Genomic DNA, 16,221 nt, shown 5'->3' on the forward strand with positions numbered 1-16,221 from the left:
TGATTGAGACGTCAGACATCTCGATCAACAGCCCGGGGGCCTCGCTCGTTGCGTCTCACAGGCCATCACCCAATCGGTGGCCAACTCGAAGAAGCTCCATGTACGGCTTGGAGATCAGCAGCAGGAGGTCGACCTCGACGCCGGCCTCGGCCAGCAACTCCCGGGAGAGCGTGATGTTCTGGCCGGTGTTCGCGGCCTTCGGCTCGACCAGGATCGCCTCGTCCGGCACCCCCAGGCCTAGGGCATGCTCGCGATAGTGGACCGCCTCGCCGCGCGGGAAACGGGACCGGGTGGTGGGGCTGTTGCCGCCGCTGAACACCACGACCGGGAAGAGGCCGGCGCGGTAGAGGTCGGCTGCCGCGGTCGCCACCCCCAGGTCGTGACTGCCCAGGCCGATAGCCACCATCACCCGCCGCCTCGTCGAGAGATACGCCCGCCAGGCCGCGGCCTGCGAGATGCAGGTCCCACAGGCGCCGGTCTCCGAAACCGCGGCACTCCACCGAGACCTGACCCTGCTCACCCGCCGCGAACTCGAAGTCCTGCGCCTGCTCGCCCAGGGGCTGAGCAACGCCGAACTCGCCCACCGCCTCCACCTGGCCGAGACCACCGTCAAGACCCACGTCGGCCGCGTCCTCGCCAAACTCCAGCTCCGCGACCGGGTCCAGGCCGTGGTCCTCGCCTACGAGACGGGACTGGTCAGTCCCACCTCGCACCGGATCACGCCGATCGGCGCGGACGACTGGATGACCGGCGCCGACGAAACCCCATGACCTCGCGTCCAGCGCGACCGGTCCGAGGCACCTTTGACGAAGCCCTCTATGCTGGCGCTCGGCAGGACAGGGGGAGGTCAGTCGTGGACTGGTTCTGGTGGGTGCTCATCATCTTCTGGACGGGCGGCTTCGCATGGGTGGCCGACATCGGCCGGACCGCGCTGCGCAATCGGCATGAGCGGAAAATGCAGTTGCTGGAGGCGGCGAAGCAGGAACGTCTGGCCGTCGAGGCGGCGAACCGGCCGCCGGAGCCGGTGTGCGGGTGCACGCACCACCTCGCCAAGCATGACAAGCAGGGCCGATGCCACGAGCGCGTCGAGGTACCGACGGCCTGGGACGAGGACAAGAAGCCGCTGCGCTACGAGGCCGGAGAGTGCAACTGCCAGCAGTACGTGGGACCGCAGCCTCTGTCACAGGTCTTCGCGGAGGATCTGACGGACCGGTTTTGACCGGGCCGGCGGTGCGACCAGGTCGTTCGGCGTGGGTCCGGTGCTGTGTGGCGGCGTACGTCGTCGGTTTCCTGGAAGGCACAGGAGCACACGCGTACTTCCTGGCGACGGGCGGCCTGAGCACCTACAACTACGCGCCGTTGCCCGTCCAGCTGCTCTTCCATGCGCTGCTGCCACTGGATCTACTGGTCGCTCTGCGGATCGCGCGGGGCCGGCCGGGCGCACCGCTGCTGGCTGCCGCGGTCATGCTCGCAGACCTGGCCGCGAACTGGGGCATCCAGTGGAACGCGGTCCTGGCGCACCCGGTGGCCTACCTCCGCCCCGTCGGGCTGCTGCCCATCACCCTCTTCGGCCTCTTTGTCGTCGCCACCGCCCTGCCACTGCACCGGCGCCTGCAACCCGTAGCCGGACGTGGTGGCCGGGCTGGCTATGCTGCCGCGAATGACTGAAGTGGACATGAAGAAGTCGCAGGCCGGGGCCGTGAATCGGGGGACATATTTCCTGTTCACCCTCATCGTGGTGGGGATCGGCTGGGCCATCGCCGCGGTCAACACCGGGATCTCGTATCTCGCTCTGGGCATGGACGTGATCCCGATCATCACCGGCTTCGTCGGCTGCCTCGTCTTCGTGATCCTCATGCGCTTCCTCCACCACGCGTGGTGGCTCGCCGCCCTCTCCGTCCTGCCCGCGGTGTTCGTCCTCGTCGGCTCGGTCCAGTACGCCCCCGAGGCCGCACTCGACCACCGCGGCGTGCGCGAGAAAGTCCGCATCACGGCCGACAGCGCCGCGGCCGACGGCGGCTCGAACCACCGCTTCACCCTCACCGGCCCCTCGGGCGACGAGCTCAAAGAGACTCTCGACTACGACGGGAGCGACCCGGACTGGGAGGTCGGTGACCGGCTCACGGTCGTCAGCGACCCGGAGGGCGTCGTCCCCGTGGAGGCGGCCTCCGATGTCGACCCGGACAACCGACTCGCCACTCTCGCCATGGGCGTCGCCGGCTGGACGGGCCTCGCGCTGCTGGCCGGCCGACGCGGATTCGTACGACGCCGAGCGGGCCGACAGCCCGCCTTCGACGACCTCGCCTGAACCACCCCGGCCGCAGCACGATAGGCGGCCGGCCACCCATCAGCCATATGAACAACGCCGCTGCGACCGATGACGCCTAATCGCCTCCGCCTCCGCCGTCACCGCCACCATCGCCGCCGCTGTCGCCGCCGTCACCGCCATCCGAGCCCCAACCGTCGCCGCCGCCGGACTCGTTGTCATCGCTCCCCTTGCCAAGGTTGCTGAACCAGGCGCGGTCCCATCCGTCGTCGGCGGCGATCGGCTCACCACCGACCAGCCGGTGCCGCTCCGTCCGAAACCGTGCCAGGCCCGTCGTGTCCCCGAGCCCGAAGGCGACGGCGAAGACCTGCGCCATCACGGCATCCAGCGGGTCGAGGCTCTCGTACCTCACGGGGGACAACGGCAGCAGTACCGAGTCCGGCTCGGGTACCGGTCGGCGCGCAGGCCGCGTCAGGAGGGCGACCCGCCGTTCGTCACGCAGCAGCCAGGAACTCACCGCGTTCTCGCGCCGCAACACCCAGTGCTGCCCGGACAGCCGCACCTCCACCAGGCTCTTGGACTTGCGCAGCTTCTTCGTCAGTCCGAGCCGGGCCGTGGTGTCGCCGACCGTCAGGCGCAACCCCTTGGACGGATCGGGGGCGTCGCGGACGAAGCCCTGGGGCGCCCGGATTCGTACGACGGGAGCGTGCGGCCCCCACACATCCACGCGCACCAGGCGACGGTCCACGGCGACGGTGATCGGCCCGGCGGGGCCCGTCGCGAACCGCCGCGCGATCCACAACGGCACTCCCTCCGCCCTGGCCTGGGCCGCCAGGGACGCCACCTGATCGGTCCCCCCACACTGCCGAACCGCCAACTCCCCCAGCACGCGGGCGAACTCGGCCGCCTGCCGTGCCCTGACCGGCGTGCTGGTGCCCGTGACCCGTGTCACCGGCACCGTCCCTGTCCCCTGCGGCAGCCGCTCCAACGGGCGCTCCGCCCCGCCGCCCCCGAGCCAGTACCCGCGCTGGAACGCCTCAGCCATGGCAGCGAGGTTCAGCTCGCTCAAGGGAGTGGTCCTGCCGCCTCTCCGCAGCTGGTCCGGGGTCAACTCCACTGTTCGGGCGAGCGGATTCCACGACCGCTCGCCATAGAGCACCTCACTCACAGCCATCCCCCGCATCTCCATGACGTACTACTTGCTGACAGCGAAACGCATGAGGGCGTGCTCGTCCCCCTGCTTGATCTTCCCCGTCGTGTTGATCACTTCGAGCTTCCAAGTCCCGCCGACCCGCATCGCCTTGGCCACGGCGCAGCCGTTGTCCTGGGAGAGCAGGCTCGGCCAGATGTCGGCCACCTGCTGAGAGTTGCCACCGGTCGCGTCGTAGACCTTGAAGCTGATGTTGCGCGCCTTCTGGAAGGAGCTGCCCTTCTTGTACGCGGCGGCCACGAACACGATCGACGTGATGTTGGGCGGGATCCGGGCGAACTCGACGGTCACCGTCTCGTCGTCGCCGTCACCGCGTCCGGTCTGGTTGTCGCCGCTGTGGACCAGCGAGCCGTTGCCCATCGGGTCGAGCGAGTCGAGACCCGCGAGGCGCACCGGGTCCCCGCCCTGAAGGGCGATGGCGATCAGGTCGAGGTCGGTGCCGCTGTTGCGGCGCAGCTTGCCCAGTACTCCGCCGCTGCTTCCGGCGGTGGGGTCCCAGGAGACGCCGATGGACAGATGGGTCACTCCGTCCAGGTCTGCCGGACCGTCTTCCTTGGTGAGCGTGATCATGTGGGGCGCATCCTCGTGTCGAAGGGACTACAACACGCAGAGTCTGCCCGGCACCTTCGCGGTTCCATGTGACGGGTCCGTCGAACACGCATGAATCCCGCACCGACAACTCACGGGACACCCGTACACCCGTCTCCAACGCAACGGCACGCTGCGAGGCCGGCCGTGGTCGCTGCCGCTGGCCGAGCAGGTACGGATCGTGGCGGTGTATTAACGGACCAAGCGGCCAGTGTCACGTGTTCCGCCTCGCGGTCCGCAGAAAGTAGGCCGCGCCGGCCATCAGAGCCACTCCGGGCACCACGACGACGAGCCCACGGCCGGTGTTGCCCTTCACCAGGTCGTTGGCGCCTGCGGCCACCAAGAGGAGGCCGCATACCAGAGCGACCATGGAGAAAACTGCTATAGCCAGTGCACGCATTTCGCTCCATCGGAGGTTCCGGGCGGGGGGACTGCGCGGCCCCCGCCTACGACGTGGCGTGTGGGGAAGGTGCCCGCATCGCTCCCTGTGTGTCGCCTGTTGCCAGTCGGGGCGAGGTAGGCCACGGTGTATCGGAACGGCTGAGGGACGGCCTCGTCATGGAGTTCAACGTGCCCGCCGGGTCGCGGATGAATCCGGTGTCAAACGCCGTTGGTGGTCGTGGACCCGTGTGAACCAGGTCGTAGGTGGTCCGGCGACCGTGACGGCGGACATCTGGCTGTAGTCCGTCCACGTCTCGTTCGTGCGCGCGGAAGCCGTGACGCGTCCGTCGGCCGTCTGGTTGCCGAGTTTGTCGTAGGACCACTGCGTCACCGAGCCGGTCTGGCCGGTCAGTTGGCTGGCGTCGTTGTAGGTGAAGACCGCGCTGCCGTCCTGCGAGGTGAACTTGCCGGCCTTGTCGAAGCAGTACGGCCAGGACGCCTTGCGGGTGCCGGCGGAGTCGGCCTCCAGCGCGTTGGACAGCTGGTCCTGGGAGTCGTTGGGGTAACTGGTCCTGGACTTGGTGAGGTTGTCGGTGCGGGTGCGGATCTTTGTGGTGTGGATGCCCGTGTACGGCGGGGACGGATATCGGCGCGGGACTCCCTTACGGAAGGCGGGCTTGGTAGTTGGGCCGCCGCCGGAAAACTGTCGTAGGCGTCAGCTGTGGCCGAAGGCCGCCGCGGTGGCCACGCGCGAGAGCGATGTGCTCGACGAGGTCACCGAACGCGGGTTCCTGGCCAGGAACCCGCGGACTGTCTACGCCCTGACGGGCCCGATGGTCCTCGAGCCGGCGATCGACGGTGTGACCGCGGGCTCAAAGGGGCGGGCACAGTGTCGCCGGTCGGCGCCTGTCCATGGGTGAGTGGGGCTGCCGCATGGACAGGCGCTGACCGTGGGCCTCAGGCCGCTTCGAGGAAGGGGTAGTCGGTGTAGCCCTCGGCGCCCGGCCCGTAGAACAGTTCCGGCCGCGGCTCGTTCTCCGGGTGGCCGCCCTGCCAGCGTGCGACCAGGTCGGGGTTGGCGATGAGGGCCCGGCCCACGACCACGGCGTCGGCGTGGCCGGCCTCGATCTGCTGGAGCGCCTGCTCGCGGGTGGTCTGCCCCCCGAAGGGGCCGCTGTTGACGATCAGCTTGCCGTCGAAGCGTCGCCGCAGCTCCTGTACGAGGTCGCCGCCCGGCTCGGCGTGCAGGACGGAGAGGTAGGCCAGGCCCAGCGGGCGCAGTTGGTCGAGCAGGGTGCCGTAGGTGGCCAGGACGTCGTCCCGGTCGGTCTCGAAGACGTCCCCGAGGTCGACCTCCGGCGAGATTCGCAGCCCGACCCGGTCGGCACCGACGGCCTGGGCGACCGCCGTGACGACCTCGACGACGAAGCGGGCGCGGTTGTGCGGCGAGCCGCCGTATTCATCGGTGCGCTGGTTGGCCGCCGGGGAGAGGAACTCCTGGAGCAGGTAGCCGTTGGCGCCATGGATTTCCACGCCGTCCGCTCCCGCCTCGATGGCCCGGCGGGCCGCGGCGACGAAGTCCTCCAGGGCTGCCCGGATCTCTGCGGCGGTCATCGCTTCCGGTACGGGGTAGGGCTGCTCGCCCTTCTCGGTGAACGTCTTGTTGTCGATGGCGATCGCGCTGGGGGCGAGGATGCGGCGGCCGCCGTTGATGTCGGGGTGGGTGCCGCGGCCGGCGTGCATGATCTGCAGGACGATGCGGCCGCCCTCGGCGTGTACCGCCTCGAACACGCGCTGCCAGCCGGCGGCCTGCTCGTCGGTGGCGATGCCCGGCTCACCGACATACCCCTGCGACGCGTGGTCGGGGTAGGTGCCCTCGGTGATGATCATTCCGACGCTGGCCCGCTGCCGGTAGTACTCGACCATGAGGTCCCCGGGGATCCCGGAGGAACCGGCCCGGACCCGGGTCAGCGGTGCCATGACGATGCGGTTGGCGAGCTCGATCTTCCCGAGGGTGACCGAGGAGAAAAGCGATGGAACGGACAAAACGTCTGAAGTGTTGACAGTCATGGGTTTCTTTCTTTCTGCAATACGGAGGAAAACGGGATGAAGGTCTGCGACGCAGGTGGTGTTGGCGGCGAACGCGGGGGCGAACACGGTGAGAACCGCGCGCCGTCGGCGTCGGCGTCGACGCCGGTCAAGCGCAACTGCCCGCCGCAGTACAGGCGTTCGCTCCTTGCGCACGATCAGCAGTCAGCCAGGCGACGAAGTCATGGGTTCCGCCGCCGGAGTCGGTACGGATCGGTGTCCTCACCGCCCTGAGGCGCTTCCGTTGGCCGATCGCCCATCGGACGGCCTGCTTCACGAAAGTGCCGGCCTAGTTGAGCGGGACGTCCGCGACGGCCTTGAGGTGGCAGAACGTCTCGAGGGAGTAGCGGCCGTGGTATCGGCCCATGCCGCTTTCGCCGACGCCGCCGAAAGGCAGGCCGGGCATGATCAGCTGGATCACCGGCTGGCCCCAGGCGACGCCGCCGGAGGACGTTTCGTTCACCAGGCGCGCCTTGGTGGCCTCGGAGGTGGTGAAGGCGTAGAGCGCGAGGGGCTTTTCGCGCTCGTTGATGAAGGCGATAGCGGCGTCGAGGTCGGCGACTTCGACGACGGCGAGGATCGGACCGAAGATCTCCTCCTGCATGACCGGCGAAGCGGGGTCGACATCGGTGAGGACGGTGGGTGCGATGTACAGGTCGTCGCGGTCGTGCCGGCCGCCCACCGCTACCTTGCCGTAGTCCAGCAGAGCGGTGAGGCGGTCGAAGTGCCGCTCGTTGATGACGCGGCCGAAGCCGGCCGAGGTCTGCGGGTCGGTGCCGAACTGGGCTTCGACCGCGGTGCGCAGGGCGGGGCCCAGTTTGGCGGCGGTCGCGGGGTCGGCCAGGACGTAGTCGGGGGCTATGCACTGCTGCCCCGCGTTGCCGAACTTGGCGCCGACCAGCCGCTTCGCGGTCTCGTCCACGTCGGCGTCAGGCGCCACGAAGACCGGTGACTTGCCGCCGAGCTCAAGCGTGACCGGGGTGAGGTGCTTGGCTGCCGCCGCCATGACGATCCGGCCAACGGTGCCGTTGCCGGTGTAGAAGATGTGGTCGAAGCGCTGGGCCAGGAGGGCCGTGGTCTCCTCGGCGCCCCCCTCGACCACGGTGAGCACATCGGCGTCGAAGTACTCACGCAGGAGGCGTGAAGCGACCGCCGAGGTGTGCACCGACATCTCGCTCGGCTTGGCCACCACGGTGTTTCCGGCGGCCAGGGCGCCGATGATGGGGTCGATGAGAAGGTGCAGCGGGAAATTCCACGGAGCGATCACCAGGACGACCCCGAGCGGGTCGTACGTGGTGTAGGCCGTGGTCGTGGGACCGAAATGGGCGGGAACCTCCACCGGGCGGGGCTCAAGCCAGCTCTCGAGATTCGCCAGTGTCTCGTCGATGTCGGCAATGGTGAAGTCGATCTCCTGCATCTTCGCCTCGGCGGCGTTCTTCCTCAGATCCGCCCACAGCGCCTCGATCAGCTCCTGCTCGTTTTCCACCAGCAGGGCCCGCAGCCGCCGCAGCTGGTCGACGCGCCAGTCCAGTGGGCGGGTGACGCCGGTGTTGAACGTCGCGCGAAGGCGGCCGACCACCTCCGCGGCCGTTTCGCTCTGGTGCGTCCTCGACTCGATCCCCTGTGTTGCGGGCATGGGATGTACTCCGTTCTTGATGCAAGCCACACCCCGGCCGCCTTCCGGCCGGGGCACGGTCTCCAGAGTGTTGGACGATCCGGCATTCACCCAGGCCACGGGTCTACGTACGTGCGCTGTGCCTACCACTGATTGGGTCAGGAAGGTGTGCGTCCGACCGTGGATACTCGAGAGCATGAACGAATACCCCGAACCGGTGCACGAGCCCGCCGCCGGCGCTCTGGACCCGCGTGCCGAGCTCAGTGAGTTCCTGCGCTCCAGGCGGGCCCGGCTGAGGCCGGAGGACGTGGGGCTGCCGGACTACGGGCGGTACCGGCGGGTGCCGGGGCTGCGCCGCGAGGAGCTGGCCCAGCTGGCCGGGGTGTCGGTGGCGTACTACACGCGCCTGGAGCAGGGCAACGGGCGGACCGTGTCGGCGGAGGTCCTCGACGCCATCGCCCGCGCGCTGCGGCTGAGCGACGCCGAGCACGCCCACCTCACGCACCTGGCGAAGCCGAAACAGCGGAAGAAGAAGCCGGCCGGCCGCACCCAGCAGGTGCGCAGCACCCTGCTGACACTGCTGGACACCATGGACGGCGGCCCGGCGATCCTCGTGGGGCGGCGCTCGGACATCCTCGCCTGGAACCGGATGGCCGCAGCAGTCTTCGGCGACTGGGCGGAGCTGCCGGCGCACGAGCGGAACTGGGCGCGGCTGGTCTTTCTGCGGCCCGAGTACCGCGACCTGTTCGTGGACTGGGAGCACAAAGCGAGCGACATCGTCTCTCAGCTACGCCTGGACGCCGGCCGCCATCCGGACGACCCCCGCCTGTCCTCCCTGGTGGGCGAACTCTCCGTGAAGAGCGAGGAGTTCAGGCGACTGTGGGCAACCCACGACGTCAAGGAGAGGTGCCACGGCATCCAGCGCCTGCACCACCCGCTCGTCGGCGAACTCGATCTCCGCCTCGAGTCGTTCCACCAGGCCGACAACCACGACCAGATGCTGGCGATGTACCACGCCGAACCGGGTTCCCCGTCCGCGCAGGCACTGCGACTGCTGGCCAGCTGGGGCACCGACGCGACAACGGCGGGAGCCGGGATGCCGCCGACCCGCACGGCTTGATGAACAATTGATCATCGGTGGCCGGCTGCGCGCCACGCCCAGCGTCCCTTCGCACGCCGGACGCCTCCGGGGACGGTGTCGGATTCAGGGCGGCGCGGGCGTACTGCGGACAGGCGGTGGAAGAACGGTGCCGCCGCTGCGCTGGGCGTCGTTTTCGAGGGCACGGCCCGCGCAGGCTGTCTAGTGCCGCGTCAGAGAACCTTTGCCCCTGCTGATGCGACGCGCTGTTCGGGTGCCGCGATCTGCTGCGCGCTAATCTCAGGCCATAGCAGGGCATGGCGTGACCCGCGGGCCGGCTTCGGGTAACGGCGCTGTGGTGAAGGAGCGAGATGCAGGCACTGACCCTTGGTCCCACGAACGGTGAGCGTGTCGTGCTCTTCGCTGCTGGAGCAGGCGGCGACCCGGAGCGTTACCGGCCCCTCCTGGAGCATCTGGCAGCCCATGATTGCCAGGTCATTGCGCCTTACTTCGAGCGTTTCGCAGCTCGGGAGGCGACCACGGCCGAGTTGCTTGCACGCCCGGTCGGGCTGGTCGAGGCGCTCCGCCGCTGGGCATCCGAGGACGCTTCTGTTGTGGTGGTCGGCCACTCGATCGGTGGATGGGCCAGCCTCTGTCTCGCCGGTGCGACGCCCTGGGGGCGGGACGGCAGGCCGCTGGATGTCCCACGCGAACCACGTGTCGGCCGTCTCGTCTTGTACGCGCCCGCGGCCGGCTGGTTCGCCGCTCCGGGCGCCTTGGACGCGGTGAAAGCGCCGATGCTCGTCTATGCCGGGGAGATGGACACCGTCACGCCCGTCGAGCAGGCCGTCCGCTTGAAGAGCGCGTCAGCCCAGGTCGACCTTCGCGTCGTGCCGGGGGCCGGTCACTTCAGCTTCATGAATACGCCTCCGCCGGGCATGGTCGAAAGCGAGGGCTTCGACCGTGCTCGGTTCCTCACCGACCTCGCGCAAGCGACCCTGGAGTTTGCCAACCCGTCTTGAGATGACGTGACGCGCCGTTCGGACGCTGGTCCGGACGGCGCGGTATTGCCAGGCTGTGCGGGTGGCAGAACAAGTACAGGTCCGCGAGATCGATGACGACGAGGGGCAGCGCCTGTTGCGGATCATCCGCAGGGGCACCGGGTCGGTGGTGACCTGGCGGCGGGCCCAGATGGTGCTGCTGTCCGCACAGGGCATGCCGGTAGCGAAGATCGCCGAGGTGTCGTTCACCAGCCCGGACCGGGTCCGGGACGTGATCCACAACTTCAACGCCGACGGCTTCGACCGCAACAACCTCGCCCGACGCGGCTTGCCGGACGAGTGCCCTCCCTGGCAGACAGTGCTTGACCGGTTCACCCGTTGGGCCCGCGATCAGTCACCAGCGCCGAGGCCGCCGGCGACAACCAGTTCGCGACTGGTGAACTCGCCGGTGAGCATGGGCATGGCAGCAGCGATCGCTTCCCTGGCCTCGGGCAACCGCAGGGATGCGTCGTGGTGGTCCTTCGATTCCCAGACCTCCGTGACCACGATCGTGTCCGGGTCATCGGCGGCCAGACCGACCACATAGCTTGCGCAGCCAAGCTCGCGGAGACTATCGGCTCCGGAGAGCAGGATCGCAACCACGTCGTCGCGCTTGCCGGGCTGGGTCTTCATCGAGCCGATGTAGCCATAGGCCATGTCATGCCGCCTTCGTCGGAGTCGCTGCCGCTCGGCACCATCATGGCCTCCCCTTCAGACGACACGACCGGCACCCTGCCGCAACCCCCGGAGCGCACGAATCACTGATCTGTCAGGAGCCGGGAAGAGCGAGCAGACACGACCTTGCGCGGTGACCGCGGGTATCCAGGACGGTTCCGCTGCCGTGATCACTCCAGCCGCAGTGGGATCTCCTCAAGGCGAACCACGCCCTGACCGCTCGTATGGCCAGCGTGGGATGCCGCGTCGACGCGACGCTCAGGTCGTATCGCGCTTGGCGGGCGACGAAGAGGGCGGTTGCTCGTCTCGGCTCTCCGAGGTGAAGGCTTCGCGGCGGGCGAGGGTCACCGACAGCGGCAGGCCCAGCCGCTCGGCTGCGCGGCGCCGGACACGCACCTGAGCCCGGGTCCGAGGTCGGAAGGAGGGGAGCCTCGAGCAGCCGCAGCCAGGGCGGTGATCGTAGGTCAGCCCCTCGGCGAGCACGGTCGCGACGACGGACCAAGCCTTCCTGTCGCGTCGCCGGGGCGCGGCGAAGTCGTAGCCGGCGAAGACGAGTTGTTCACGACAGCCAGGACAGATGCGCTTCCGGATCGGCCATGTGCTGCCTTTGAAGGAGAGCCGGCACGCCACGCACACGTAGTGCCGGAAGGCGCCATTGAAAGCGTGGTAGCACATGGTCCGACAGGTTAGGCGTTGTCCGCGCGCGGGCCAATGGGATTCCTGGAGGCCAGGTCCTGCCGAGCGCCGGAAGCCAACTCCGCCGCCAGCGGTTCGCCGATATCCGCGTCACCCTCAATCGCCGGGGCATCTCCCGGTCGCCGGCCCCGGACTCGATCAAATCAGCACCAGCGCGCCGGACTTCCTCACGCCGAGCCCGTTCCCCGGCCGTCAGTCCACCGCCATCGGGACACCTCGTTCTCCCGGCATCGCGCCGCCCACGACAGCCGTCACGACCCACACGTAATCCGCGCCGTAAAGGTCTCCAGACGGCACTATAGGGCGGCGAAGTCGCTGCTGTGGCAGGACGTGAGCTGGTCAACGTGGTCGGCGATGAGCCTTCGGGATCACGGTGGTCGATGGTCGACGACACCGCGCTCGAACCTTACGGCCGCGGCCCTGACGCCGCCGATCACCTGGCCTCTGGATGGTTCCGTCTCCGTAACTCCGACTCGATCCCCGCGTCTCGCAGTCCCTCGGCGCCCCCCAATGAAACAGCGCTCAACCCCCACGCCAACCGCCGCGCGATTACTCCAGTGATGTGGGGGCCGTTACGATGCGATCTCCGCCTGGGGGATGATGCCGATGTCTGACGTGCGTGAACGCGCGATGCCTGCACCACTGCGAGCCGTCCGGATCCTGCTGTTGACGCTCACGCTCGCCGGCATCGTCTCGATGCTCGCGCTCTCCGACAGCCTCACCGCTTACGGACAGGGCGAGATGATGGCGCCCTGGCTGCTGGTGTGGGTCAGCGCGGCGCTGTGCCTCACCTATGACGGAAGCGCACGTGGTGGGGTGCGGCTGACGACCGTCGTGCTGATGACCCTCATGGTGCTGCCGACCATCACACGCCTGGGAGAGGCAGATTCGACCGGGCCGTTCCTCGACGCCGCGGTGCGGATCCTGCTCGGGGTACCCGTGGTCGTGCTGTTGTTCCTGCCCGAGTCGACGGCCTGGTTCGACCGTGAGCGGTGACACTCCGGGCGCGGCCGTCACCGCGAAACACACGACCGTCTTCCGCGAAGTCCAAGTCCACTGACCGTTGATCTGGGTGTGCTCGGCCCCCTCGGGCGCGGCAGCTCTGTGTGGGGCCCGAGGCACGATCCCCGCGGGCGCCCCCGTCCTGCCCCTCGCCCGCCCGAAGACCGACCGCCAGCGTCTGCTCGCCGAGGTTGGTGGCGGCGACCATGGTGCCGGAGGCTTCGCGGGCCCGGGCAAGCGGGCACAGTCGGCATTGCGCGGAAAGATCAACAAGATCGACGCGTATTTCGCCTTCCGCGAGCAACGCTGTGCGGGCAAGGTCATGCGCCTCTTCGGCGCCACCGTTGAGTCGATCGGCCCGTTCAACTCGCCACGCCACCGCGGGGATTTCGGGCTACGCATCCCGCCGTCCCGGACTGGACCGCGATATCCGGGTCGCGACCGACTCGGCACTGTCAATCGTTGTCGGGCACCATCGACACCACGACCTTGCCGGCCTTGGTGCGGCCCTGTTCGACGTATGCCATCGCCTCGAGCGTCTGGTCGAACGGGAAGGTCCGGTCAATGACCGGGCGGATCTTCCCGCTGTCGTAGAGAGCGGCGAGCTTGCGCAGCTGTGAGCCGTTGGCCCGCATGAAGAAGAACTGGTAGCGGACGCCCAGCGCCTTGGCCTGCTTGCGCACCTTGCGACTGAGGGTGCTCATCACCAGGCCCATGAACGAAGGCGCGCGGAGCTGCTTGGCGAATCCGGCGTCCGGCGGACCGACGACACTGATGGCCAGTCCGCCGGGCTTCAGCACGGTCAACGACTTCTCCAGGTTCGCCCCGCCCACGGAGTCCAGCACCAGGTCGTAGCCCGACAGCACCTTCGAGAAGTCCTCCTTGGTGTAGTCGATGACCACGTCGGCACCGAGGCTTCTGACCAACTTCTCGGAATCGGTCCCGGCAGTCGTCGCCACGGTGGCGCCGAGGTGCTTGGCGAGTTGGATGACCGTGGATCCGAGGCCACCGGCACCGGCGTGGATCAGCACCTTCTGGCCCGGCTTCACAGCGGCACGCTCGACAAGGACCTGCCAGGCCGCCAAAGCCACCAGCGGCACGGCGGCCGCCTCCTTGAGGGTGAGCGAGGCAGGCTTGGGCGCGACGTCGTCCTGGTCGATCGCGATGAACTCCGCGAAGCCTCCGATCCGCAGGTCACGCGGACGGGCGTAAACCTCGTCGCCGGCCTTGAAGCCGCGTACGGCGGAGCCGACCCGCGTCACGACCCCGGCCACGTCGTGGCCGAGCACGAACGGACGCTTGTACTTCAGGAGTTGCTTGAACTCTCCGTTGCGGACCATCTTGTCCAGCGGATTGATACTGCTGGCGCTCACTCGGACCAGCACGTCACGGTCCCCGACGATGGGATCGGGCACCTCCGCGGCGCGTGCGCCGTCCTTGCCGTACTTCTCGACGACGAATGCCTTCATGTCAGTCAGCTCTCTGCGTGATCTTCTTCAGCGGATTCTTCACGGTGGGTGCGCTTGTGCGGGCAGCTGTTGCGCTCAGTTGCCGAGGTGCCGGCGGAGCCACTGACCCATCTGCTGGATCGCCTGGTCCACCTCGGGAACACGTCCCGCGCCCAGGATGAAGGAGTGCTGTCCTTCAGGCATGGCGTGGACTTCGGAGGTGACCTTGAAGTCCGCGAGTCGGCGGCCGAGGGCGGCACCGTCGTCGGCGAGGGTTTCGTACGCGCCGTAGTGGACGGTGGTCGGGGGCAGACCGGTGAGGTCGGCGTTGGCGATGCTGATGTGGGGGTCGGTGAAGTCAACGCCGGGTTCCTGAAGCCAGGCGGCCCGGAAGAGTTCGAGCGTGGCCCTGCTGAGCATCTTGTCGTTGTCCTCGTTCTCGTCGACCGAGGGGTTCTGAAGGGTGAGGTCGGTCCAGGGCGAGACGCTGACGATCGCGCCAGGGGTGGGCTCCCCCTTGGCGAGGAGGCGGAGCGGCAGCAAAACGGCAAGGGTGCCGCCGATGGAGTGGCCAGTGCTGCCGATATTGCGGGGCTCGTATCCCTGGGCGAGCAGCCATCGGTAGGCCATCTCGGCGTCGTCGAGCTGAGCGGGGTAGGGGTGCTCGGGGGCGAGGCGGAAGTCGACGACCAGCGAGCGGACCCCGGCCGCCTTGGCGATGTGACCGGCGGCCTTGCGGTCGGAGTGCATAGAGGCGGTGACCGAGCCGCCGAAGTGGAAGTGGAGCAGTGCCTTGTCGGGGTCGGCGCCTTCGGGGATGGCCCACAGGGCGGGTACGCCGCCTGCGTCGACCTCGGCGTAGGAGACGCCCTCCGGTTCGGTGGAGGCCTTGTGGTGGGAGTCGACGATGTCGCGGATGACGGCCAGGTCGAGACCCGGCGTCGACGACTTCGCGCCCACGCCTGCGAGGAACTCTGCGAACTCGTGGGCTTGCCGGCTGACTGCCATGGTGGCGCTCCTCGCGAGGGGGGGCCGCGTCCGTGTTCGGTGCGCGGCGAGGTTCGTGTGCTGGTGATGACGCTACGCGCTGAGTATAGAAAAGTAAACTCAGGTGCGGTTAGTATCACCGCATGGATGCATTGAGCGAGGCACTGGCAGACACCGGCTTGGACCCCCGACTCGACCGGGACACGTCGAACTGCTCGATCGCCCGGACCCTGGAGATCGTGGGCGAGAAGTGGACGATCCTGATCCTGCGCGAGGTCTGGTACGGCTCGTCCCGCTTCAGTGACTTCGAACGCGTCCTGGGCTGTCCCCGCAACCTCCTCGCCACCCGGCTTCGCATGCTCGTGGAGGAAGGGATCCTGGCCACCGAGACCTACAAGGAACCCGGCGCGCGCAGCCGGCCCAAGTACGTGATCACGCCCAAGGGCATGGACCTCGTGCCCGCCGTGTTGGGGCTCCTCCAGTGGGGCGACCGTTACCGCGCGGACCCGGAAGGACCGGCCATGCTGACACGACATCGCGGATGCGGCGCCCACGTCCACGCCCAGATCCGCTGCTCAGAAGGCCACCCCGTCCAGGCCGCTGACGTCGAAAGCATCCCCGGCCCCGGGTTCCGCATGAAACAGGCCCAGTGAGACCTTTCCCCTGCGCCGACGGGGCGGGCAGGACCGCATCCCGAGGGCTGTGCACGACGAAGCCCCCGGTAGACGGTGCTCCCCCAGCCCGCACCGTGCGCCTGGGTGGGGAGACAGTCCCGCCCTCCGGCACATGGGAAGGCATGGCACCCCATCTCCGCCGCCTCGCGCACAGTGCGGGGGAACGGGCAGAGCACCCGGGCCGTACACACACCGTGGACCAGGTGTGCGCCGTCCCCCATATGTTGATCATGTGGCCGGCGAGGCCGTGGACCGCTTCCTTGACTGCCTCGCCCAGGACGGGGTGGGCGTCGACGTCGCGCGCGAGCTCGTGGAGGTGAGGTCCCACTGCTGGGCCAGGGTCAGGCCGCGGAGGAGTTCGTGACGCAGGGGCCGACGAGGTGGCCGCCAGGGAGCTCGCCGAACTTGGGCGTCACGGATCACCTCCAGTCCAGCCGCTTACAGCCAATACCGCTGTCCGAGACGCCCGAAAG

Annotated in this window: 16 protein-coding genes and 6 pseudogenes; 10 read left to right on the top strand and 12 right to left on the bottom strand. The window is 68.5% G+C overall.

Going from position 1 to position 16,221, the window contains the following annotated elements:
- Positions 1-94: 94 nt before the first annotated feature.
- Positions 95-406, bottom strand: a pseudogene (locus tag OG866_RS01315) (YdcF family protein); the annotation flags it as partial.
- Here OG866_RS01315 and OG866_RS01320 point away from each other — a divergent pair.
- From OG866_RS01320 to OG866_RS01335, 4 genes and pseudogenes are all read left to right on the top strand, one after another.
- Positions 405-770: pseudogene (locus OG866_RS01320) on the top strand (response regulator transcription factor); the annotation flags it as partial. The pseudogenes OG866_RS01315 and OG866_RS01320 overlap by 2 nt on opposite strands.
- A gap of 83 nt (positions 771-853) precedes the next feature.
- Complete coding sequence (locus OG866_RS01325) at positions 854-1,219, top strand: hypothetical protein (RefSeq protein ID WP_329331393.1); 366 nt, start codon at positions 854-856, stop codon at positions 1,217-1,219.
- An 11-nt stretch (positions 1,220-1,230) separates the two neighbouring features.
- A complete protein-coding gene (locus OG866_RS01330; protein ID WP_329331394.1) occupies positions 1,231-1,668 on the top strand; it encodes a hypothetical protein in 438 nt (145 codons plus the stop codon).
- Complete coding sequence (locus tag OG866_RS01335; RefSeq protein ID WP_329331395.1) at positions 1,661-2,308, top strand: hypothetical protein; 648 nt, start codon at positions 1,661-1,663, stop codon at positions 2,306-2,308. The genes OG866_RS01330 and OG866_RS01335 overlap by 8 nt, the downstream gene beginning before the upstream one ends.
- Positions 2,309-2,384: 76 nt before the next feature.
- On the opposite strand, the gene OG866_RS01340 is transcribed toward OG866_RS01335, so the two are convergent.
- From OG866_RS01340 to OG866_RS01360, 5 genes are all read right to left on the bottom strand, one after another.
- Positions 2,385-3,335, bottom strand: coding sequence for a hypothetical protein (locus OG866_RS01340; protein ID WP_329331396.1), 951 nt, complete (start codon positions 3,333-3,335; stop codon positions 2,385-2,387).
- Positions 3,336-3,461: 126 nt separating this feature from the next.
- The gene (locus OG866_RS01345; RefSeq protein WP_329331397.1) at positions 3,462-4,046 is read right to left on the bottom strand and encodes a TerD family protein; all 585 of its coding nucleotides are present in this window, start codon (positions 4,044-4,046) and stop codon (positions 3,462-3,464) included.
- Positions 4,047-4,278: 232 nt separating this feature from the next.
- Positions 4,279-4,434, bottom strand: coding sequence for a hypothetical protein (locus OG866_RS01350; protein WP_329331398.1), 156 nt, complete (start codon positions 4,432-4,434; stop codon positions 4,279-4,281).
- A gap of 968 nt (positions 4,435-5,402) precedes the next feature.
- The gene (locus tag OG866_RS01355) at positions 5,403-6,515 is read right to left on the bottom strand and encodes an alkene reductase (RefSeq protein ID WP_329331399.1); all 1,113 of its coding nucleotides are present in this window, start codon (positions 6,513-6,515) and stop codon (positions 5,403-5,405) included.
- A gap of 307 nt (positions 6,516-6,822) precedes the next feature.
- A complete protein-coding gene (locus OG866_RS01360; protein ID WP_329331401.1) occupies positions 6,823-8,169 on the bottom strand; it encodes an aldehyde dehydrogenase family protein in 1,347 nt (448 codons plus the stop codon).
- A gap of 175 nt (positions 8,170-8,344) precedes the next feature.
- Here OG866_RS01360 and OG866_RS01365 point away from each other — a divergent pair, with 175 nt between their 5' ends.
- The 3 genes and pseudogenes from OG866_RS01365 to OG866_RS01375 form a co-directional block, all read left to right on the top strand.
- On the top strand, positions 8,345-9,268 hold the full coding sequence (locus OG866_RS01365; protein ID WP_329331402.1) for a helix-turn-helix domain-containing protein: 924 nt from the start codon (positions 8,345-8,347) through the stop codon (positions 9,266-9,268).
- A gap of 329 nt (positions 9,269-9,597) precedes the next feature.
- The gene (locus OG866_RS01370; protein WP_329331403.1) at positions 9,598-10,248 is read left to right on the top strand and encodes an alpha/beta hydrolase family protein; all 651 of its coding nucleotides are present in this window, start codon (positions 9,598-9,600) and stop codon (positions 10,246-10,248) included.
- Between the two features lie 61 nt (positions 10,249-10,309).
- A pseudogene (locus OG866_RS01375) lies at positions 10,310-10,531 on the top strand (helix-turn-helix domain-containing protein); the annotation flags it as partial.
- A gap of 86 nt (positions 10,532-10,617) precedes the next feature.
- On the opposite strand, the gene OG866_RS01380 reads toward OG866_RS01375, so the two are convergent.
- The 3 genes and pseudogenes from OG866_RS01380 to OG866_RS45190 form a co-directional block, all read right to left on the bottom strand.
- Entirely contained in the window at positions 10,618-10,923 is a 306-nt protein-coding gene (locus OG866_RS01380) for a putative quinol monooxygenase (protein ID WP_329331404.1), read from the bottom strand.
- A gap of 276 nt (positions 10,924-11,199) precedes the next feature.
- Complete coding sequence (locus OG866_RS01385) at positions 11,200-11,616, bottom strand: hypothetical protein (protein WP_329331405.1); 417 nt, start codon at positions 11,614-11,616, stop codon at positions 11,200-11,202.
- Between the two features lie 26 nt (positions 11,617-11,642).
- A pseudogene (locus OG866_RS45190) lies at positions 11,643-11,899 on the bottom strand (hypothetical protein); the annotation flags it as partial.
- Between the two features lie 344 nt (positions 11,900-12,243).
- Between OG866_RS45190 and OG866_RS01390 the strand changes: the two are divergent.
- Both OG866_RS01390 and OG866_RS01395 read left to right on the top strand, forming a co-directional pair.
- Positions 12,244-12,633 (top strand): hypothetical protein, encoded by a 390-nt coding sequence (locus OG866_RS01390; RefSeq protein ID WP_329331406.1) that lies wholly within the window; start codon positions 12,244-12,246, stop codon positions 12,631-12,633.
- Positions 12,634-12,859: 226 nt separating this feature from the next.
- Positions 12,860-13,066 (top strand): annotated as a pseudogene (locus OG866_RS01395) (site-specific integrase); the annotation flags it as partial.
- A 28-nt stretch (positions 13,067-13,094) separates the two neighbouring features.
- On the opposite strand, the gene OG866_RS01400 reads toward OG866_RS01395, so the two are convergent.
- Both OG866_RS01400 and OG866_RS01405 read right to left on the bottom strand, forming a co-directional pair.
- Positions 13,095-14,108 carry an NADP-dependent oxidoreductase gene (locus OG866_RS01400; RefSeq protein WP_329331407.1) on the bottom strand — a complete coding sequence of 338 codons (1,014 nt, stop codon included), beginning with the start codon at positions 14,106-14,108 and terminating at the stop codon, positions 13,095-13,097.
- A 75-nt stretch (positions 14,109-14,183) separates the two neighbouring features.
- Entirely contained in the window at positions 14,184-15,095 is a 912-nt protein-coding gene (locus OG866_RS01405; RefSeq protein ID WP_329331408.1) for an alpha/beta hydrolase, read from the bottom strand.
- A gap of 122 nt (positions 15,096-15,217) precedes the next feature.
- Here OG866_RS01405 and OG866_RS01410 point away from each other — a divergent pair, with 122 nt between their 5' ends.
- Entirely contained in the window at positions 15,218-15,727 is a 510-nt protein-coding gene (locus OG866_RS01410; RefSeq protein ID WP_329331409.1) for a winged helix-turn-helix transcriptional regulator, read from the top strand.
- Positions 15,728-15,968: 241 nt separating this feature from the next.
- Here OG866_RS01410 and OG866_RS01415 read toward each other — a convergent pair.
- A pseudogene (locus tag OG866_RS01415) lies at positions 15,969-16,155 on the bottom strand (dihydrolipoyl dehydrogenase); the annotation flags it as partial.
- Positions 16,156-16,221: the final 66 nt, after the last annotated feature.

Source organism: Streptomyces sp. NBC_00663 (assembly GCF_036226885.1).
GTDB lineage: Bacteria > Actinomycetota > Actinomycetes > Streptomycetales > Streptomycetaceae > Streptomyces.